The sequence below is a fragment of the Streptomyces sp. NPDC126497 genome (assembly GCF_040302425.1).
Lineage (GTDB): Bacteria > Actinomycetota > Actinomycetes > Streptomycetales > Streptomycetaceae > Streptomyces.
In genome coordinates this window covers 43,794-64,466 of the sequence record NZ_JBEORT010000030.1, presented here as the reverse complement: position 1 = coordinate 64,466, position 20,673 = coordinate 43,794, and the positions used below count along the sequence as shown (strand labels likewise).

General features: G+C 74.0%; 16 protein-coding genes. 12 read left to right on the top strand and 4 right to left on the bottom strand.

What is annotated here, in order from left to right:
* The 3 genes from ABTY20_RS15810 to ABTY20_RS15800 all read left to right on the top strand — a co-directional run.
* Positions 1–1,197 (top strand): ComEA family DNA-binding protein (locus tag ABTY20_RS15810; RefSeq protein WP_502991820.1); only part of this gene is annotated, 1,197 nt, incomplete at its 5' end.
* Positions 1,194–3,758 carry a ComEC/Rec2 family competence protein gene (locus ABTY20_RS15805; RefSeq protein WP_351997578.1) on the top strand — a complete coding sequence of 855 codons (2,565 nt, stop codon included), beginning with the start codon at positions 1,194–1,196 and terminating at the stop codon, positions 3,756–3,758. The genes ABTY20_RS15810 and ABTY20_RS15805, both read left to right, overlap by 4 nt.
* A 188-nt stretch (positions 3,759–3,946) precedes the next feature.
* The gene (locus ABTY20_RS15800; protein ID WP_351997577.1) at positions 3,947–4,582 is read left to right on the top strand and encodes a hypothetical protein; all 636 of its coding nucleotides are present in this window, start codon (positions 3,947–3,949) and stop codon (positions 4,580–4,582) included.
* Positions 4,583–4,653: 71 nt separating this feature from the next.
* Here ABTY20_RS15800 and ABTY20_RS15795 read toward each other — a convergent pair whose 3' ends face one another.
* The gene (locus ABTY20_RS15795; RefSeq protein WP_351997576.1) at positions 4,654–5,226 is read right to left on the bottom strand and encodes a dihydrofolate reductase family protein; all 573 of its coding nucleotides are present in this window, start codon (positions 5,224–5,226) and stop codon (positions 4,654–4,656) included.
* A gap of 459 nt (positions 5,227–5,685) precedes the next feature.
* On the opposite strand from ABTY20_RS15795, the gene ABTY20_RS15790 reads away from it, so the two are divergent.
* Genes ABTY20_RS15790 through holA form a run of 3 tightly spaced genes read left to right on the top strand, consistent with a single transcriptional unit; the run spans position 5,686 to position 7,839 of the window.
* Positions 5,686–6,525, top strand: a complete 840-nt coding sequence (locus ABTY20_RS15790) for an arylamine N-acetyltransferase family protein (RefSeq protein WP_351997575.1) — start codon at positions 5,686–5,688, stop codon at positions 6,523–6,525.
* A gap of 14 nt (positions 6,526–6,539) precedes the next feature.
* Positions 6,540–6,794: a hypothetical protein gene (locus tag ABTY20_RS15785; protein WP_351997574.1), complete on the top strand. Its 255-nt coding sequence runs from the start codon at positions 6,540–6,542 to the stop codon at positions 6,792–6,794.
* A 55-nt stretch (positions 6,795–6,849) separates the two neighbouring features.
* Complete coding sequence (gene holA, locus ABTY20_RS15780; protein WP_351997573.1) at positions 6,850–7,839, top strand: DNA polymerase III subunit delta; 990 nt, start codon at positions 6,850–6,852, stop codon at positions 7,837–7,839.
* 189 nt (positions 7,840–8,028) lie between these two features.
* On the opposite strand, the gene rpsT is transcribed toward holA, so the two are convergent.
* On the bottom strand, positions 8,029–8,295 hold the full coding sequence (gene rpsT, locus ABTY20_RS15775; RefSeq protein WP_073931938.1) for a 30S ribosomal protein S20: 267 nt from the start codon (positions 8,293–8,295) through the stop codon (positions 8,029–8,031).
* Between the two features lie 253 nt (positions 8,296–8,548).
* On the opposite strand from rpsT, the gene lepA reads away from it, so the two are divergent.
* The 4 genes from lepA (at position 8,549) to hemW (ending at position 16,368) form a co-directional block, all read left to right on the top strand.
* Positions 8,549–10,417, top strand: a complete 1,869-nt coding sequence (lepA, locus tag ABTY20_RS15770; RefSeq protein WP_351997572.1) for a translation elongation factor 4 — start codon at positions 8,549–8,551, stop codon at positions 10,415–10,417.
* 245 nt (positions 10,418–10,662) lie between these two features.
* Positions 10,663–12,537, top strand: coding sequence for an AMP-dependent synthetase/ligase (locus ABTY20_RS15765; protein WP_351997571.1), 1,875 nt, complete (start codon positions 10,663–10,665; stop codon positions 12,535–12,537).
* 492 nt (positions 12,538–13,029) lie between these two features.
* A complete protein-coding gene (locus tag ABTY20_RS15760) occupies positions 13,030–15,108 on the top strand; it encodes a SpoIIE family protein phosphatase (protein ID WP_351997570.1) in 2,079 nt (692 codons plus the stop codon).
* A 27-nt stretch (positions 15,109–15,135) separates the two neighbouring features.
* The gene (hemW, locus tag ABTY20_RS15755; RefSeq protein ID WP_351997569.1) at positions 15,136–16,368 is read left to right on the top strand and encodes a radical SAM family heme chaperone HemW; all 1,233 of its coding nucleotides are present in this window, start codon (positions 15,136–15,138) and stop codon (positions 16,366–16,368) included.
* Between the two features lie 134 nt (positions 16,369–16,502).
* Here hemW and ABTY20_RS15750 read toward each other — a convergent pair whose 3' ends face one another.
* Positions 16,503–17,303 (bottom strand): DUF3097 domain-containing protein, encoded by an 801-nt coding sequence (locus ABTY20_RS15750; RefSeq protein WP_351997568.1) that lies wholly within the window; start codon positions 17,301–17,303, stop codon positions 16,503–16,505.
* Between the two features lie 34 nt (positions 17,304–17,337).
* Entirely contained in the window at positions 17,338–18,066 is a 729-nt protein-coding gene (locus ABTY20_RS15745) for an MBL fold metallo-hydrolase (RefSeq protein WP_351997567.1), read from the bottom strand.
* Positions 18,067–18,225: 159 nt separating this feature from the next.
* On the opposite strand from ABTY20_RS15745, the gene hrcA reads away from it, so the two are divergent.
* Positions 18,226–19,242 (top strand): heat-inducible transcriptional repressor HrcA, encoded by a 1,017-nt coding sequence (hrcA, locus tag ABTY20_RS15740; RefSeq protein WP_351997566.1) that lies wholly within the window; start codon positions 18,226–18,228, stop codon positions 19,240–19,242.
* A complete protein-coding gene (gene dnaJ / locus ABTY20_RS15735; protein WP_351997565.1) occupies positions 19,242–20,378 on the top strand; it encodes a molecular chaperone DnaJ in 1,137 nt (378 codons plus the stop codon). The genes hrcA and dnaJ overlap by 1 nt, the downstream gene beginning before the upstream one ends.
* The last annotated feature ends 295 nt before the right edge of the window (positions 20,379–20,673 follow it).

The following is a 20,673-nucleotide window of genomic DNA, read 5'->3' as shown; positions in this document are numbered from 1 at the left end:
CGCCGGGCGGAGTCGCTGTTCGGCGCCGACGACCGCTCCGTGCAGGGCAGGCGGCCACCGGCCTGGGCCCTGGCCGGCACCCGACGCATCCCCCGGGCCGGCTCCCCGGCCGCGGTGGATCCCGCGGGGGCCGCGGACCGCGCGACGACCGCCGCCCGCAGGACGACCGCGGACCGCGCGACGGCCCGGAACCGTGCGGTGACCGCGGACCGCCGGGGCGCGGGGGAGTGCCCGCCGGCCGTGAACCGGTCGTCGGCGGTCGATCGCGCGGAAAGCGCGGACCGCGGCGCGGACGCGGGCCGGGTGGTGGCTCCGGAGCGGTCGGCGGGTCCGGGTCGGCCGGCTGTCGCGGACCGGCGGGCCGCCCGGGGGCCGATGACCGCCGTGGCCCCTCCGACGGCGGGGAGCGGTGGCCGGGCGGACGACGAGGACGACGTCACGGACCCGGAGGCGGCCGGCCGTTCCTCCGCGCGGGGGCGGCGGGAGCGGGCCGGGCTCGCCCTGCGGGAACGCCTGCCGTTGTGGGCGCAGACGCGGTGCGGGATGGAACGGCGGAGCGTGATCGCGCTGTCGGTGCTCCTCGTGGTCGTCGTGGGATTCGCCGTGCAGCACTTCTGGACCGGGCGGACCCAGCCGGTACGGGCGCCGGAGGTGGTGCGGGCGGCGGCGGTCCCCCACGGGGAGCGCGTCGGGGGCGGGGCGCCCGGGGAGGGCGCGTCGGACGGCACGGCGAAGGCCGCGGGCCCGGCGGGACCCGAGATCGTGGTCGACGTCGCCGGCAAGGTGCGCAACCCGGGGATCCACCGTCTGCCCGCCGGTTCACGCGTCGAGGACGCCCTGCGGGCGGCGGGCGGAGTACGGCCCGGCACCAGGACCGGCGCCCTGAACCGCGCCCGTTTCCTCGTCGACGGCGAACAGGTCGTCGTGGGGGGTCCGGCGCAGGCCGGCGCACCCCCCGGCGACGGCCCCGGTGCGGCGGGAACGGCGGCGGGAGCCGCCCCCGCCGCACCGGTGTCCCTCAGCACCGCCACCGTGGACCAGCTCGACGCCCTGCCCGGGGTCGGCCCCGTGCTCGCCCGGCACATCGTCGACTACCGCACCCGCAACGGCGGTTTCCGCTCGGTGGACGAACTCCGCGAGGTGAACGGCATCGGCGACCGCCGCTTCGCGGACCTCCGCAGCCTCGTACGGCCATGAGCAGCGGAGTCACGGACACCACGGCGCCCCCGCCCACGGAACCCGTCGTCCGGCGCCGCGTCCACGCCGCCTCCGGGAAGCGGCTCGGGGACGCCCATCCCAGGCAGGAGGGACCGGCGGACCTGCGACTGGTCCCGCCCGCCCTGGCCGCCTGGGCCACGGCCGCGGTGATGCTGCACGCCCCGCCCGGCTTGGCGGCGGGCACGGTGATCGCCGCCCTGCTGACGGCCGGGGTGCTCCTGGCGGCACGGGGCCGCCGGGCCGGCCGGGGCAGGGCCACCGCCCACGCCACCGCCGCCGTACTGATCTGTGTCGCCGCGGCCGCCGGGTCGGCGGGTCTGCACGGCGCGGACCTGCGACGGGGCCCCGTGCCCGCACTGGCACGGGAGTACGCCCGGATGACCGCCGAGGTCGAGATCACCTCCGACCCCCGGCGCACCCGGCCGCGGGTCAGCGGCGACCGCATGGCCCCGGCCTCCGTACTGATCGAGGCCGACGTACGGCGGGTGGAGCGGGCCGACGGCACGGCGGAGACGACCCGCGCGCCCGTCCTGCTGATCGTCGACCCGGGCCCGTCCGGACGGGCCGCACCGGACGCCGGGGGCCGCTCCCCCTGGCTCGCCCTCCTGCCCTCCACCCGTCTCCGCGTCGAGGCACGACTCGCCCCGGCGAGGGCGGGCGGCGACCGGTTCGCCGCCGTGCTGCGGGTGAAGGGCCGGGACGGCCCGCAGGCCGTGGGCCGGCCGTCGGGTCCGCAGCGGCTGGCGGGACGGCTGCGGGCCGGACTGCGGGAGGCGACCGGCGGACTGCCGGCGGACGCGCGGGCGCTGCTGCCCGGACTGGTCGTGGGCGACACCGCCAGGGTCACCCCGGAACTGGACGAGGCGTTCAGGGAGACCGACCTCACCCACACGCTCGCCGTCTCCGGCGCCAACTTCACCATCCTCCTCGCCCTGCTCCTCGGCCCGCCCGGCCTCGCCCAGCGGGCCGAGCGGCGCGGACTCGCCCCCCGCCTCGGCATCCCCCTGCGGACCACCGCACTCCTGGGCGCGGTGCTCTCCCTCGCCTTCGTCGTCGTGTGCCGGCCCGACCCCAGCGTGCTGCGGGCCGCCGCCTGCGGATCCGTCGCCCTGCTCGCGCTCGCCACCGGCCGCCGCAGATCACTGGTCCCGGCGCTGGCGACGGCCGTCCTGCTCCTGGTCCTCTACGACCCCTGGCTGGCCCGCAGCCACGGCTTCCTGCTCTCCGTGCTGGCCACCGGCGCGCTGCTCACGCTCGCGCCGCGCTGGGGCGCGGGACTGCGCCGTCGCGGGGTGCCGCCCCGCCTCGCGGAGGCGCTGGCCGCCGCGGGCGCCGCCCAGGCCGTGTGCGCGCCGGTGGTGGTCGTGCTGGCGGCGCGGGTGAGCCTGGTGGCGATCCCGTGCAACCTGCTCGCCGAGTTCGCGCTCGCGCCGGCCACGGTGCTGGGCTTCCTGTCCCTGGTCACGGCACCGGTGGCGATGCCGGCGGCGAAGGCGCTGGCCTGGTGCGCGAGCTGGCCGGCCCAGTGGCTCGCGCAGGTCGCCAGGACCGGGGCGGCGCTGCCCGGCTCGGGAGTGGACTGGCCCGGCGGCTGGGCCGGCGCGGCGGCGCTCGGCGCGGTCACCCTGGCCGTGCTGCTCGTGGGCCGGCGCCTGCTGGAGCACCCCTGGTGGTGCGGGGCCTGCGCGCTCCTGCTGGTGCTGCTGGTGGTGCAGCCGCGGCCCCTGACCCGGGTGGTCACGGGCTGGCCGCCGCCGGGCTGGCGGATGGTGATGTGCGACGTGGGCCAGGGCGACGCCCTGGTGCTGGCGGCGGGCGCCGGCGCCGGCGTGGTGGTGGACGCCGGCCCCGACCCGGCCCTCGTCGACCACTGCCTGCGCTCCCTCGGGATCCGCAGCGTCCCGCTCGTGGTCCTGACCCACTTCCACGCCGACCACGTGGCGGGCCTGCCCGGCGTGCTGCGCGGACGCGCGGTGGGCGCCGTCGCGACGACGGCCTTCGAGGAGCCCGCCGACCAGGCCGCGTTCGTCCGCAGGATCGCCGCCGCCCGGCGCATCCCGGTGACGCACGCCGCGGCGGGCGAGGTACGGCGCGCGGGGGAACTCTCCTGGGAGGTGGTGTGGCCGCCCCCGGGCGCCCCGGCCACGGCCGTCCCGGCACCGGAGGGCCCGAACGACGCCAGCGTGGCCATGCTGGTCCGCACGGCCGGCCTGCGCCTGCTGCTCCTCGGGGACCTGGAACCCCCGGCCCAGCGGGCCCTGGCGAGATCGCCTGCGGCCCGGCGGCTGGCCGGCGTGGACGTCCTCAAGGTCGCCCACCACGGATCGGCGTACCAGGACCCGGACCTGATGCGCCGCGCGGCCCCGCGGCTGGCCCTGATCAGCACGGGGGAGGGCAACACGTACGGGCACCCCGCCCCGAGCACGGTCGCCGCGCTGCGGGCCGGGGGAGCGACGGTGCTGCGCACGGACCGGGACGGGGCACTGGCGGTGACCGTCGGCGAGGGCGGGGACAGGGAGCTGCGGGTGGCGCGCCACTGAGGGCGGGAACACCGAGGGAGGCGACGCCCATGCGCGCCGCCCGGGTCGCGGCCCCGGACCCCACGGCGGACGACGGTCCTGTCCCGCTCCGGTGCGGTCACGTCCCATCGAAGTCTGAGCGCGTGCCCCCCACCCCCGTGAGTGCGCGTACTCACGTGCGGGGGAAGGCGCGACCGGAGACTGTGCGCATGACACAGATTCCTGCCGTGACCAGCGCGTTCGCCCGCTCCGCACACCGCCCGCGGCTCACCTTCGTGATGACCGCCCTCGCCGCGCTGGCACTTGCCGCGTGCGGCACCGAGGAGACGAACGCCGGCAGGGAACAGGCCGAGCCCGCGGCCGCCGTCGAAGACCGGCCCGACGCGGCCTTCACGGCGATGCTGGACAGGATCGCGCAGTCGTGCCCCCCGAGCGCCCCGCCGAAGGCGCCGCCGTCCGATCCGGCGGAGGCGCCGCCGTCCGGCTCGGCGGAGGCGCCACCGAGCGACGCGATCGAACCCATCGCCCCCACGGCGGGGCCGGAAGTGGAGTTGAACGCCCGCGACTGGTGCGCGAGCAACTACCACGAGGAGCGCATCGCCCGGGCACTGTGGGATCTGGTGGAACCCACCCCCACCGAGGTCAGGGCGATCCTGAACGGCCTCGGCTATGTCGACGGGCGCATCCACGGCCTCAAGCGGTCCGGCGCGACCACGCGGTTCTTCCTCGACCTGCGTGACCGGGGTGGACGGCTCTGCCTGGAGGGCTCGGCAGCCGGCGAGGAGACCGTCGTCGACAAGTGCGTGGCCCCCGCGACCGGCCCGTTCACGGCCGGGGAGCAGTGACCCGACGGCCACCGGGCGTACCTTCCGGCCGGTGCCGTGCCCGATGACACGACCGCGGGGCGGGAGCCGTGTCAGCGGACGACGTCGAACACGTTCTTCTGCAGGCCGTTGGCGTACGCCTCGTGCTCGACCAGCTTCAGCTTCTGGGTGTCCTTGTCCGTGTCGCTGAACAGGCGCTTGCCCGCGCCGAGCAGGAGCGGGAAGACGAGCAGGTGGTAGCGGTCGATCAGGCCGGCGTCCGAGAGGCTCCGGTTCAGGGCGGCGCTGCCGTGGACGATGATCGGGCCGCCCTCGGTCTCCTTCAGGGCGGCGACCTCGTCGAGCGAGCGCAGGATCGTCGTCTCACCCCAGCCCGTCACCAGTTCGTCCTCGGTGAGGGTGGTGGAGACGACGTACTTCGGCATCGTCTTGTAGTCGGCGAAGTCCGCCATGTCCGGCCACACCGGGCTGAACGCCTCGTAGCTGGTCCGGCCCATCAGCATCGCCGTGGCCTCCTTCTGCTCGCGGCCCTTGATGTCGAACGCCTCGGGGAGGAACTCGACGTCCTTGAAGGTCCAGCCGGAGTTCCGGTAGCCGGGCTCGCCGCCCGGAGCCTCCACGACGCCGTCGAGCGAGATGAAGGCGGTGCTGATCAGGGTGCGCATGAAGGTTCCTCGGTGTCTCGTGTCCGGTTCTCGGCGGGTCGGACCGGTGGGCGCTCCGGCCGCGCCCGTGGTGCGTCGACCGAGACCTATGACTGCCCCTCACGAGGGAACTCATCGGCCCGCGCTCGATTCCCTTCCGGCGGTCCCGACGACCGACCCCGCTCGTCCGCTCCCCTCGTGGCGGACGGGCGGAGTCTCGTCGGGTCCGACGCCGGCCGGTGGTTCGGCCCGGGGGACCGCTGAGCACTCGACGAGCGTGGAGGCTGCATGGTCACCTGTCAGCGCAGGCCCTGCCGCTTTCCGTGATGTCCTGCGGCGATCCGCCGGTGGTCGTGCACGGGCTGCCTCCTCCGCCACTCGGGGACCGGAGAGCGTACCCGGACCGCCGGCGGTGGCAGTCGGTGGGAAAGGAGGGCAAGGAGGGGCGGGTGGCGCGAGACTGAAGGAATGACTGAGGGTATGACCACCGCGGGGATCGACGCCTATCTGCGCCGCCTGGGCGTCGAACAGCCCGCCTGGCCCACCGTGGACGCGCTGCGCGAGCTGCACCTGCGGCATCTGGAGACCGTGCCGTTCGAGAACCTCTCCATCCATCTCGGCGAGGAGATCGTGCTGGACGAGAAGCGGCTGCTGGACAAGGTGGTGGGGGCGCGGCGCGGCGGGTTCTGCTACGAACTCAACGGCGCCTTCGGGGCGTTGCTCGCCGCCCTCGGCTACGACGTCCGGCTGCTCGCGGCGCGGGTGTACGGCGACGGGGACCGGCTCGGCATCCCGTACGACCATCTCGCCCTGCGGGTGCGGACGGTGGACGGCGGAGACTGGCTGGCCGACATCGGTTTCGGGTCCCACTTCCACCTGCCGCTGGCCTTCGGTGAACGGGGGGAGCAGAAGGATCCCGCGGGCACGTTCCGGATCGCCGAGGCGGGCGCCGACGCGGCCGGAGTGCGCGGCGGACACGACCGGGTGGAGGCCGCGGACCTGGACGTGAGCCGGAACGGGCGGCCGGTGTACCGCCTGGAGGTCCGGCCCAGGGTGCTCGGCGACTTCACGGTCGGGGCGTGGTGGCACAGCACCTCACCGGCCTCCCACTTCACGCGGTCGCCGGTGTGCTCGCGGATCACCGGGGACGGGGGCAGGATCACCCTCAGCGGCCGGCGGTTCACGGTCACCGCGCCGGACGGGACGCGGCAGGAGCACGAGATCGGGACGGACGAGGAGGTGCTGGCGCTCTACCGGGACCGGTTCGGGATCGCGCTGGAGACGGTGCCGACGGCGCGCGGCACCGGGTCGGACGGCTGACCCGGTACCGGACAATGGCCCGTGTGAGTGATGTGCGACATGTGCTGGTGCTGCCCGACCGCGATGCCGCGGAGGAGGTGGCCGAGGCCCTCGGGGAGCGGTTCGGCGTGGACGAGGAGCCGCGGCTGGTGCGGGACGCGCTGGCGGGTGAGGACGACGCGGAGGACGCGCAGTGGCTCGTCGTCCTGCGGGACGAGTCCGAGCGGCTGGACCCCGGGGAGCTGGACGCGTTCGTGGCCGGGTGGGACGGCTGGCGGGAGGAGCCGTAGTCCGGCCGCCGGCGGCCGGGCGGCGTTGTCGGTGGGGCGTGGGATGCTTGTCGCGATGGCCAGGAAGACCGCATCCGACGACCCCCTCGCCCCGGTGACGCTCGCCGTGGGCCAGGAGGACCTGCTGCTCGACCGTGCCGTGGGGGAGGTGGTGGCCGCCGCGCGGGCCGCCGACGCCGACACCGACGTACGCGACCTGACACCGGACCGGCTCCAGCCCGGCACCCTCGCCGAGCTGACCAGTCCGTCGCTCTTCGCGGAGCGCAAGGTCGTGGTCGTACGCGACGCGCAGGACCTCTCCGCCGACACCGTCAAGGACGTCAAGGCGTACCTCGGCTCACCGGCCGAGGAGATCACCCTCGTCCTGCTGCACGCGGGCGGCGCCAAGGGCAAGGGGCTGCTCGACGCGGCGCGCAAGGCGGGGGCGCGCGAGGTGGCGTGCCCGAAGATGACGAAGCCGGCGGACCGGCTGGCCTTCGTGCGGAGCGAGTTCCGGACCGCCGGCCGCTCGGCCTCACCGGAGGCGTGCCAGGCGCTGGTCGAGGCCATCGGCAGCGATCTGCGGGAACTGGCCTCGGCGGTCTCCCAGCTGGTCGCGGACGTCGAGGGCACGATCGACGAGGCGGTCGTCGGGCGGTACTACACCGGGCGGGCCGAGGCGTCGAGCTTCACGGTCGCCGACCGGGCGGTCGAGGGGCGGGCGGCGGAGGCCCTGGAGGCCCTGCGCTGGTCGCTGTCGACCGGGGTGGCGCCGGTGCTGATCACCAGTGCGCTGGCCCAGGGCGTGCGGGCCATCGGCAAGCTGTCGTCGGCGCGCGGCGGCAGACCGGCCGATCTCGCCCGCGAGCTGGGCATGCCGCCGTGGAAGATCGACCGGGTGCGGCAGCAGATGCGCGGCTGGACCCCGGACGGCGTGGCCGTGGCGCTGCGCGCGGTCGCCGAGGCGGACGCGGGCGTGAAGGGCGGCGGGGACGACCCGGAGTACACCCTGGAGAAGGCGGTCGTCACGATCGCCCGCGCGGCCCGCTCACGAGGCCGCGGCTGACGGACCGGACAAGGCCGAAGGCCCCGCCCACCACCCGGGGAAGGGTGTGAGGGCGGGGCCTTCGGCTGAAGCGTGTGAGCCCGTACCCGCGTGGCGAACGCAGGCCGCGTACGGGCTCGGGGTGCCGGCCGGGGGCGGATGAGAGAGGGCCCGCCCGGGGTCCCGCCGGCGGTCAGATCACCGGGTGGTTCAGCCCTTGACGGCCGCGACCTTCTGCGCCAGCGCCGACTTCTTGTTGGCGGCCTGGTTCTTGTGGATGACGCCCTTGGAGACGGCCTTGTCGAGCTGACGCGCGGCGACGCGCTGGTACTCGGTGGCCTTCTCGACGTCACCCGCGGCGGCGGCCTCGCGGGCCTTGCGGATCGCGGTCTTCAGAGAGGACTTGACGGCCTTGTTGCGCAGCCGGGCCTTCTCGTTGGTCTTGTTCCGCTTGATCTGGGACTTGATGTTCGCCACGAATGAGCCTCTACAGGTTCTGGCCCGGGGCCGTACGATGCCGCACGGATCCCGCGCCGGGTGATTTCTTGGGGTGTGCCTCGCGCTGAGAGGGCATGAGACACAGCCCCCCACACTACCAGCGGCCCATTCGGTGGCCCAAACCCGTCCCCGGTCGCCGCCCGTGGGACCATGGAGGCTACGTATCGATCCGACCCGAGACCGCAGACGCACAAGCACACGTATGCGGACGCCTCAAGAATCAGGACCCTGCGTGCCCGCGATCCCCAGCCATGTGCCCGAGCCGAGCCGTACCGACCCGGCGCTGATCCGCAATTTCTGCATCATCGCGCACATCGACCACGGCAAGTCCACGCTCGCCGACCGGATGCTCCAGCTGACCGGAGTGGTCGAGCAGCGGCAGATGCGCGCTCAGTACCTCGACCGCATGGACATCGAGCGCGAGCGCGGCATCACGATCAAGTCCCAGGCGGTGCGGTTGCCGTGGGCCCCGACCCACGACAAGGGCAACACGCACATCCTCAACATGATCGACACGCCGGGGCACGTCGACTTCACGTACGAGGTCTCCCGCTCCCTCGCCGCCTGCGAGGGCACGATCCTGCTGGTCGACGCCGCCCAGGGCATCGAGGCCCAGACCCTCGCCAACCTGTACCTGGCGATGGAGAACGACCTCACGATCATCCCGGTGCTCAACAAGATCGACCTGCCGGCCGCGCAGCCGGAGAAGTTCGCCGAGGAGCTGGCGAACCTGGTCGGCTGCGACCCCGACGACGTGCTGAAGGTCTCCGCGAAGACCGGCCTGGGCGTCGAGGCGCTGCTGGACAAGGTGGTCGCCGAGATCCCCGCCCCGGTCGGCGTCGAGGACGCCCCCGCCCGGGCGATGATCTTCGACTCGGTCTACGACTCCTACCGCGGCGTGGTGACGTACGTCCGTGTCATCGACGGCCAGCTCAACAAGCGCGAGCGGATCCGGATGATGTCCACCGGCGCCACCCACGAGCTGCTGGAGATCGGCACCAACTCCCCGGAGATGCTGCCCGCCGACGGCCTCGGCGTCGGCGAGGTGGGCTACCTCATCACCGGTGTGAAGGACGTCCGCCAGTCCAAGGTCGGTGACACCGTCACCAGCCAGCACAAGGGCGCCGAGGAGGCGCTCGGCGGCTACAAGGACCCCAAGCCGATGGTGTTCTCGGGCCTCTACCCCCTGGACGGCTCCGACTACCCGGAGCTGCGCGAGGCCCTGGACAAGCTCCAGCTCAACGACGCCGCCCTGGTCTACGAGCCGGAGACCTCCGCCGCCCTCGGCTTCGGCTTCCGCGTCGGCTTCCTCGGCCTGCTGCACCTCGACGTGATCCGCGAGCGCCTCGAGCGCGAGTTCGGGCTCGACCTGATCGCCACCGCGCCGAACGTGGTCTACCGGGTGGTCATGGAGGACGGCAGCGAGCACATCGTCACCAACCCGAGCGAGTTCCCCGAGGGGAAGATCGGCGAGGTGTACGAGCCGGTCGTGCGGGCCACCATCCTGGCGCCCAGCGAGTTCATCGGCTCGATCATGGAGCTGTGCCAGACCCGGCGCGGCGTCCTGCTCGGCATGGACTACCTCTCCGAGGACCGGGTGGAGATCCGCTACACCCTGCCGCTCGCGGAGATCGTCTTCGACTTCTTCGACCAGCTGAAGTCCAAGACCCGCGGCTACGCCTCCCTCGACTACGAGCCCACCGGCGAGCAGACCTCCAGCCTGGTGAAGGTCGACATCCTGCTGCACGGCGACAAGGTGGACGCGTTCTCCGCGATCACCCACAAGGACCAGGCGTACGCGTACGGCGTGCGGCTCGTCGCCAAGCTCAAGGAGCTGATCCCGCGGCAGGCCTTCGAGGTGCCGGTGCAGGCCGCCATCGGCTCGCGGGTCATCGCCCGCGAGACCATCCGCGCCATCCGCAAGGACGTCCTCGCCAAGTGCTACGGCGGTGACATCTCCCGCAAGCGGAAGCTGCTGGAGAAGCAGAAGGAAGGCAAGAAGCGGATGAAGATGGTGGGTTCCGTGGAGGTTCCGCAGGAGGCCTTCATCGCCGTCCTCTCCAGCGACGACAGCGCGGGATCGGGCAAGGGCAAGAAGTAACCGGGGTTACCGCGGGTCACTCCGCGAACCGGGCGTAACGGGGGCCCGTCGCACGCGAGTGCGGCGGGCCCCGCGCGTCAGCGGGGTAGCTGTCTGTGTGAAGTCGCAGGCCGTGACCCCTTACGCCGTGGCCGGTCGCGCCTTACTCTGTCCGTGCTCGATAGTTACTCGCGAGTTAAACAACGGCGCGAGGAAGTCCCAGCCGCACTGAGCCAGCCGCACCGTCGCGGGCCCCGGAGGATGTCGTGAGCGACACACAGACACTGATCGAGAACCGTCCGCCGAGCGTGGCGACCCTCTTCCTGGAGCGTGTGGCGGCCACACCGGACGCCGAGGCCTACCGCTACCCCGTCCCGCCGGCCTCCGGCGAGGGCCCGGACGACTGGAAGTCCCTCACCTGGGCGGGCACCGCCGAGCGGGTCCACGCCATCGCGGCCGGTCTGATCGAGCTGGGCGTCGAGCCGGAGCAGCGGGTCGCGCTGGCCTCCTCGACCCGTGTCGAGTGGATCCTCGCCGACCTCGGCATCCTCTGCGCGGGCGCCGCCACCACCACGGTCTACCCGCAGACCAACGCCGACGAGTCCGCCTACATCCTGTCCGACTCCCAGAGCCGGGTGCTCATCGCGGAGAACGCCGAGCAGGCGGCCAAGGCGGTCGAGAAGCGCGCCGAGCTGCCCGAGCTCACCCGCGTCGTGGTCGTCGACCCGGCCGGCGCCGACACCGACGACTTCGTGATCACCCTCGCCGACCTGGAGAAGCGCGGCGCCGCCCGGCTCCAGCAGGAGCCGGAGCTGATCAAGGAGCGGGTCGCGGCGATCACCAGGGACCAGCTCGCCACCCTCATCTACACCTCCGGCACCACCGGCCGCCCCAAGGGCGTGCGCCTGCCGCACGACTGCTGGTCGTACATGGCCAAGGCCATCCCCGCCACCGGCCTGATCGGCGCCGACGACGTGCAGTACCTGTGGCTGCCCCTCGCCCACGTCTTCGGCAAGGTGCTCACCTCCGGCCAGATCGAGGCCGGCCACGTCACCGCCGTCGACGGCCGCGTCGACAAGATCATCGAGAACCTGCCGGTGGTCCGGCCGACCTACATGGCGGCCGTGCCCCGCATCTTCGAGAAGGTCTACAACGGCGTCGCCGCCAAGGCGAAGGCCGGCGGCGGCGCCAAGTACAAGATCTTCCAGTGGGCCGCCGGGGTCGCCCGCGAGTACGCCAAGGTCACCCAGGACAACTTCCGCCGCACCGGCACCGCGAGCGCCCCCGCCGGCCTGCGCACCAGGCACGCCGTCGCCGACAAGCTCGTCTACGCCAAGATCCGTGAGGCCTTCGGCGGCAACCTGCGCGCCTGCGTCTCCGGTTCCGCGGCCCTCGCCCCCGAGATCGGCTACTTCTTCTCCGGCGCCGGCATCCACATCCTGGAGGGTTACGGCCTCACCGAGTCCTCCGCCGCCTCCTTCGTCAACCCCGGCGAGGCCTACCGCACCGGAACCGTCGGCAAGCCGCTCCCCGGCACCGAGGTCCGCATCGCCGAGGACGGCGAGATCCTGCTGCGCGGCCCCGGCATCATGCAGGGCTACCACAACCTGCCCGAGAAGACCGCCGAGGTCCTGGAGGAGGACGGCTGGTTCCACACCGGCGACATCGGCGAACTCTCCGCCGACGGCTACCTCCGCATCACCGACCGCAAGAAGGACCTGATCAAGACCTCCGGCGGCAAGTACATCGCGCCGGCCGAGGTCGAGGGCCGGTTCAAGGCGGTCTGCCCCTACGTCTCCAACATCCTGGTGCACGGCGCCGACCGCAACTACTGCACCGCCCTCATCGCCCTCGACGAGATCGCCCTCACCGCCTGGGCGGCCGAGAACGGCATGGCGGGCAAGCCGTACGCGGAGATCGTCGCCGCGCCCGCCACGGTCGAGATGGTCGACGGCTACGTCAAGCAGCTCAACGAGGGCCTGCAGCGCTGGCAGACCATCAAGAAGTTCCGCCTCCTCCCGCGCGACCTCGACGTCGAGCACGGCGAGATCACCCCGAGCCTGAAGCTGAAGCGCCCGGTGGTGGAGCGCGCGTACAAGCACCTCATCGAGGAGATGTACGAGGGCGCCCGCGAGGCGTGACGGTCACGGCCGCTCCGTGACGGGCGGGCGGGACGGGGTGGCCCCGCCCCGCCCGCCCGGTGCGCGTCCGCGGAGGCGGGGACGCGGGCGCCTTCCGCGGCGAGGGCCACGGGGGACGGGGACCGGAAGGGGGCGTCGGCGACCGTGCCGGCCCCCGGCCCCGCCGGGCCCGGTGCCCGGCGCCGGCGAGCCCGGTGTTCCGGTCCGGCCCCGCGTCCCCGGCAAGCGGGGATGCGGCCCCGCTTGCCGGGAACCCCGGAGCGCAGGACGATGCCACGGGCGGCGTCCGGGCCCGACGAGGCGCGGCCCCCGGCCCCCATTCCGCCGCTGTCCGGAAGGGGCCGGGTTTCTGTTCGTTCCTGAACACGCACGGAGCACTGTTTTCACCCTTGACGGTCTACTTCGGTGACTCGGCGCTTATGAGCGGGGCCGTTCTGTCACCCTGTCGGCAGCGATCGAGTTTTCTTCGTACGAACTGCCCGGGAGCTGCCCATGAGGGCCATTCCGACCCAACGGGAGACCGCCTCGTGCGCCTCCGGCGCGCGGGAGTGCGTGTGGGTGGGCGCGACCCTGCCCGGGAGCCCCCTCGCGCCGGGCGCCGCACGCGCCGTGCTGCGCAAGGCGCTCACCGAGTGGGCGGAGCTCGCCCTGCCCGGCACCGACCACCTCACCGGCCGCGTCGGCGACGACGCCACGCTCGTCGCCAGCGAACTCGTCACCAACGCCGTCGTGCACGCCGGTACCGAGGTCCGCCTGAAGTGCAGGCTGGAGGAGGCGACCGGGGCGCTCGTCGTCGAGGTCGCCGACCGGCACCCCTCCCGCGCGCCGCGCGGCGACGAACCGGAGGCGCCGGCGTACGAGACCCCGGATTACGGCCGCGGCCTGCGTCTCGTCGCCTCGCTCTCCGAGGCCTGGGGGATCACCTACCGTCCGGGCACCAAGACGGTGTGGGCGCGACTGGCCGCCGGGGGCGGTGCGGAGGGCGACCGGATCGAGGCGTACGCGGAGGAGCGCACGCCGACGCGCGACCTGAGGGTGGCGGAGATCCTCGCGGCGGAGCCGCCCCGCCAGGGAGAGGACGCCCTCGACCCGCTGGACGCCCCCGGCCCGCTGGACGCCCTCGACCCGCTGGACGCCCTCGACCCGCTGGTCCCCCGGCGTCCGCGAAGCCCCCGGGAAGCACCCGGTCCCGCCCGTGGCACCTGGCGCGGCGGCTCGTACGGCGACGACTGGCTGGCCCGCCGGACGGGGCGGGACGGGACCTGGCTGGGACGCGGCGCCCTCTCCTTCCTCGCGGAGGCCTCCGACCTGCTCGCCGGGCAGCTCGACGAGGACCTGGTCACCTCCCTCACCGGACAGCTGATCGTGCCGCGGCTGGCCGACTGGTGCGCGGTGTGGCTGGAGGACGAGACCGCCGGCCGCGGCGGCTGGAGCGGGGAGAGCCGGGCCGTCGGCCCCCGCCTCGCCCGCGTCTGGCACGCGAGTGAGAACCGCATCGAGGAGCTGAGCCGTTCCCTGGAGCGGAACCCGCCGCCCGGATACGACCCGCCGCAGGCCGGTCCCGCCCGCTACCCGTGGCCGGACGGGGCGCCCGACACCCCGGGCGCCCCCGGCGCCGCCCTCGCCTACCGGCTCGTCGCCGGCGGGCGTCCGCTCGGCACGCTGGCGATCGGCCGGGGCGGCATCGACCGGTTCCCCGACGAGATCACCGGCCTGGTCGAGGACCTCGGCCGGCGCGTCGCGCTCGCCATCGGGGCCGCCCGGCAGTACGCCCGCCAGGCCACCATCAGCGCCGTCCTGCAGCGCGGGCTGCTGCCCGGCGCCGTCGCCGAGATCCCCGGCGTGCGCAGCGCCCTCGTCTACGAACCCTGCGACAAGGGCGGCCCGAGCGGCGACTTCTACGACCTCTTCCCGGCCGGCCGGGGCCGCTGGTGCTTCGCCGTCGGCGACGTCCAGGGCAAGGGTCCCGAGGCCGCCGTCGTCATCGGCCTGGTCCGGCCCTGGCTGCGGCTGCTCGCCCGCGAGGGCTACCGCGTCGCCGACGTCCTGGACCGCCTCAACCAGCTCCTCCTCGACGACGCCACCGAGGCCGCCGACGCCGCCGCCCGCGCGCTGGTGGCCGCGGGCGCCCGCCCCACCGCCCCCGGCGACGGCCCCCAGACCCGCTTCCTCTCCCTCCTCCACGGCGAACTCGTCCCCTTCGACGGCGGCGTCCGCTGCACCCTCGCCTCCGCCGGACACCCACTGCCCCTGCTGCTCGCCCCCGACGGCTCGGTCCGCGCCGTCGCCCAGCCGCAGACCCTGCTCGGGGTCGTCGAGGACGCCGCCTACACCAGCGAGACCTTCGAGATGTACTCCGGCGACACCCTGCTCTGCGTCACCGACGGGGTCACCGAGCGGCGCTCCGGCTCCCGCCAGTTCGACGACGGCGACGGACTCGCCACGGCCCTGTCGGGGTGCGCGGGGATGGGCGCGGAGCTGATAGCGGAACGGATCACCCAGCTCGTGCACGCGTTCGGGGCCCGTCCGCCGGCCGACGATCTCGCCCTGCTGGTGCTCCAGGCGGAATGACACGGCCGGTGCGGGACAATGGAGCACATGCCTTCCGCACTCCCCGACGGCGAGCCCGTCCCCGCCGACGGCGCGCTGCCCGCGTCCGCGCTCGCCGGGGCCGCCGACCGCCCCCTCGGGTTCTACCTGCACGTCCCGTACTGCGCGACCCGCTGCGGCTACTGCGACTTCAACACCTACACCGCGACCGAGCTGCGCGGCAGCGGCGGCGTGCTGGCCTCCCGCGACAACTACGCCGGGACCCTCGTCGACGAGGTCCGCCTGGCGCGGAAGGTGCTGGGGGACGACCCGCGCGAGGTCCGCACGGTGTTCGTCGGCGGCGGTACGCCGACGCTGCTGGCCGCCGACGACCTCGTACGGATGCTGGGGGCGATCCGCGAGGAGTTCGGTCTGGCCCCGGACGCCGAGGTCACCACGGAGGCGAACCCGGAGTCGGTCGACCCGGCCTACCTGGCGGCCCTCCGCGCGGGCGGCTTCAACCGGATCTCCTTCGGCATGCAGAGCGCCCGGCGGCACGTGCTGAAGGTCCTGGACCGCACCCACACCCCCGGCCGCCCCGAGGCGTGCGTCGCCGAGGCCCGCGCGGCCGGCTTCGAGCACGTCAACCTCGACCTGATCTACGGCACGCCGGGGGAGTCCGACGACGACTGGCGGGCGTCCCTGGACGCGGCGATCGGCGCCGGCCCCGACCACGTCTCGGCGTACGCGCTGATCGTCGAGGAGGGCACGCAGCTCGCCCGCCGCATCCGGCGCGGCGAGGTCCCCATGACCGACGACGACGTCCACGCCGACCGGTACCTGATCGCCGAGGAGAGGCTGTCGGCGGCGGGCTTCGACTGGTACGAGGTCTCCAACTGGGCCACCTCCGAGGCGGGCCGCTGCCTGCACAACGAGCTGTACTGGCGGGGCGCCGACTGGTGGGGCGCGGGACCCGGCGCCCACTCGCACGTGGGCGGGGTGCGCTGGTGGAACGTCAAGCACCCGGGCGCGTACGCGGCGGCGCTGGCGGAGGGGCGGTCGCCGGGGGCGGGCCGTGAGCTGCTGTCGGACGAGGACCGGCGGGTGGAGCGGATCCTGCTGGAGCTGCGGCTCGAGGAGGGGGTTCCTCTCTCGCTCCTCCGTGAGGAGGGGCTTGCGGCCGCTCGCCGGGCCCTGACGGACGGGCTGCTCCGGCGCGGCCCGTACGAGGATGGCCGCGCGGCCCTCACCCTGCGGGGGCGGCTGTTGGCGGACGCCGTAGTGCGGGACCTGGTGGACTGAGGGGCACCCCCGCTTCGGCGGGGAGGATCAACTGCTCGGCCGCGTGGACGAGCTGATCGACGGAACACCTCCGCAGCGGCGGAGAGCGGCCCACCAGGCCCACCAGGCCCACCCCTTCAACGACCGGCCGGTGCTCAGGGCACGGTCACGTGATCGATGAGCCGTTCCACGCTGCCCAGGAGCTGGGGCTCGAGGTCCTTGTAGGACCGCACCCGGGACAGGATGTGCTGCCAGGCCGCTCCCGTGTTCTCGGGCCACCCCAGCGCCCGGCACACCCCCGTCTTCCAGTCCTGCCCGCGCGGCACCCGGGGCCACGCCTCGATGCCCACCGACGCCGGCTTCACCGCCTCCCAGACGTCGATGTACGGGTGACCCACCACCAGCGCGTGCTCGCTCGTCACCGCCTCCGCGATCCGCCACTCCTTCGAGCCGGGCACCAGGTGGTCCACCAGGACCCCCAGCCGCGCGTCCGGACCCGGCGCGAAGGACTCGACGATCGACGGCAGGTCGTCCACGCCCTCCAGGTACTCCACCACCACGCCCTCGATGCGCAGGTCGTCCCCCCACACCTTCTCCACCAGCTCCGCGTCGTGCCGCCCCTCCACGTAGATGCGCCCGGCGCGGGCCACCCGCGCGCGTGCGCCGGGGACGGCGACGGACCCGGACGCCGTACGGGCGGGACGCGCCGGGCCGGCGGCCGGCCGCACCAGCGTCACCACACGGCCCTCCAGCAGGAAGCCCCGCGGCTCCAGCGGGAACACCCGGTGCTTGCCGAAGCGGTCCTCCAGCGTCACCGTGCCCGCCTCGCAGCGGATCACCGCGCCGCAGAAGCCGGTGCCGGGCTCCTCCACCACCAGGCCGGGCTCGGCCGCGACCTCGGGGACGGGCTGCGGTTTCTTCCACGGAGGGGTCAGGTCGGCGGAGTACTGGCGCATTCCGATGACGATACGAGGATCCCGCCCGGCGCGATCAGTCCGACACGCCGAAACGCGCCGCCAGGGCGTCCCGTTGGGCCCGGACGAACGCCGCGTCGACCACCGCGCCGTGACCGGGGACGTACCGCGCGTCGTCGCCGCCCAGCTCCAGCAGCCGGTCCAGCGCGGCCGGCCAGCGGGACGGCACGGCGTCGGGGCCGGCCTGCGGTTCGCCCGACTCCTCGACCAGGTCGCCGCAGAAGACCACCCCGGGGTCGCCGGGGACCAGCACCGCGAGGTCGTGGGCGGTGTGCCCGGGGCCCACGTTCGCCAGCAGCGCCCGACGGCCGCCGCCCAGCTCCAGCGTCCACTCGCCGGACACCGCGTGCCGGGGCGGGACCAGCGCGTCCACGGCCTCCTCCGCCACCCGCGCGTCCAGCCCGTGGCGCACCGCGTCCGCGCGCAGCTCCGCGCGCCCCCGCGCCGTCAGCGCCGTCTCCATGCCCGCCGCCCCGAACACCTCCGCGCCCGCGAACGCCGACGCCCCGAGGAGGTGGTCGAAGTGGGGGTGGGTGAGCGCGAGATGCGTCACACGGCGGCCGGTGAGCGCCCGCGCCCGGTCCCGCAACCGCGCGCCCTCCCGCGGCCCGGAACCCGCGTCGACGAGCAGCACGCCGTCCGCGCCCACCACGAGCCCCGCCGTGCAGTCCCACACCGGAAGCCGGCACCGCCCCACCCCGGCGGCGACCCGCTCCCATCCCGACTCTTCCCAAGTCACGGTCATACCGGGACGCTATCGGGGGAGGGCGCCCGGCACGACGGCGCGGGACCGGCCTTGCCCGGGGTGTACCCCCCGGCCGTACACTGGGCCGGGGAAGTCTGGCACTCGCGTGCGAAGAGTGCCAGGGACGTTACCGCGCGGAGGCTACTGGAGGTGTGCGCGATGCTCAGTGAACGCAGGCTCCAGGTGCTGCGCGCCATCGTCCAGGACTACGTGGGCACCGAGGAGCCCGTCGGTTCCAAGGCCCTCACCGAGCGGCACAAGCTCGGCGTCTCCCCGGCCACCGTGCGCAACGACATGGCGGCCCTGGAGGACGAGGGCTTCATCGCCCAGCCGCACACCAGCGCCGGGCGCATCCCCACCGACAAGGGCTACCGGCTCTTCGTCGACAAGCTCGCCGGTGTGAAGCCGATGACCGCGCCCGAGCGGCGCGCCATCCAGAACTTCCTCGAGGGCGCCGTCGACCTCGACGACGTGGTCGCCCGGACCGTACGGCTGCTCGCGCAGCTCACCCGGCAGGTCGCCGTCGTGCAGTACCCGTCGCTGACCCGCTCGACGGTGCGGCACGTGGAGCTGCTGTCGCTGGCCCCCGCGCGGCTGATGCTGGTGCTGATCACGGACACCGGCCGGGTCGAGCAGCGCATGGTCGACTGCCCGGCGCCGTTCGGCGAGTCCTCCCTGGCGGACCTGCGGGCCCGTCTGAACAGCCGGGTCGCCGGCCGCCGGTTCGCCGATGTGCCGAGCCTGGTGGAGGACCTCCCCGAGGCCTTCGAGGCCGACGACCGCGGTACGGTCTCCACGGTGCTCTCCACCCTCCTGGAGACACTCGTCGAGGAGAACGAGGAGCGGCTGATGATCGGCGGCACCGCCAATCTCACCCGCTTCGGACATGACTTCCCCCTCACGATCCGGCCCGTCCTGGAGGCTCTCGAGGAGCAGGTCGTGCTCCTCAAGCTGCTCGGCGAGGCGAAGGATCCGGGCGTGACCGTCCGTATCGGTCATGAGAACGCCCACGAGGGACTCAACTCCACGTCCGTCGTGTCGGTCGGCTACGGTTCGGGCGGCGAGGCGGTTGCCAAGCTCGGCGTGGTCGGACCGACCCGCATGGACTACCCCGGAACGATGGGAGCGGTACGCGCAGTGGCACGGTACGTCGGACAGATCCTGGCGGAGTCGTAGTGGCCACGGACTACTACGCCGTACTCGGCGTGCGCCGCGACGCGTCGCAGGAGGAGATCAAGAAGGCCTTCCGGCGGCTCGCCCGCGAGCTGCATCCGGACGTCAACCCCGATCCGAAGACGCAGGAGCGGTTCAAGGAGATCAACGCCGCCTACGAGGTGCTGTCGGACCCGCAGAAGAAGCAGGTCTACGACCTCGGCGGCGACCCGCTCTCGCAGGCCGGCGGCGGTGGTGCGGGCGGCTTCGGGGCCGGCGGCTTCGGGAACTTCTCCGACATCATGGACGCGTTCTTCGGCACGGCGTCGCAGCGCGGGCCGCGCTCGCGCACCCGCCGGGGCCAGGACGCGATGATCCGCATCGACGTCGAGCTGGACGAGGCCGCGTTCGGCACGACCAAGGACATCCAGGTCGACACGGCCGTCGTCTGCACCACGTGCAGCGGTGAGGGCGCCGCTCCGGGCACCAGCGCGCAGACCTGTGACATGTGCCGGGGCCGCGGTGAGGTCTCGCAGGTCACGCGGTCCTTCCTGGGCCAGGTCATGACGTCCCGCCCCTGCCCGCAGTGCCAGGGCTTCGGCACCGTCGTCCCCACTCCGTGCCCGGAGTGCGCGGGCGACGGCCGGATCCGCTCCCGGCGCACCCTCACGGTCAAGATCCCGGCCGGTGTCGACAACGGCACCCGGATCCAGCTGGCCGGCGAGGGCGAGGTCGGGCCCGGTGGCGGTCCCGCCGGTGACCTGTACGTGGAGATCCACGAGCTCCCGCACACGCAGTTCCAGCGGCGCGGCGACGACCTGCACTGCACGGTCACCCTCCCGATGACCGCGGCGGCCCTCGGCACCAAGGTGCCGCTGGAGACGCTGGACGGCATGGAGGAGGTCGACATCCGGCCCGGCACCCAGTCCGGCCAGTCGATCCCGCTGCACGGCCGGGGCGTCACCCACCTGCGCGGCGGCGGCCGGGGCGACCTCATCGTCCACGTCGAGGTCCAGACCCCGACCAAGCTCGACCCCGAGCAGGAACGCCTCCTGCGGGAACTGGCCAAGCTCCGCGGCGAGGAACGCCCCACGGGACAGTTCCAGCCGGGGCAGCAGGGGTTGTTCTCGCGGCTGAAGGACGCCTTCAACGGGCGGTGACCGGTCGGTGCCGGGTGGGTGGTGTTCTGCTGCCGGGGGTCCGGGGGTCGTCCCCCGGGTGGGCCCGGTCGGCCGGGGTTGTTCTCGCGGCTGAGGGACGCCTTCGACGGGCGGTGACCGGTCGGTGCCGGGTGGGTGGTGTTCTGCTGCCGGGGGTCCGGGGGTCGTCCCCCGGGTGGGCGCGGTCGGCCGGGGCGGCAGGGGTTGTTCTCGCGGCTGAGGGACGCCCTCGACGGGCGGTGACGGGCGTGTTCGGCGGGCGCCGGGACCCGTCCGCCGACCCGCCGGAAACGGC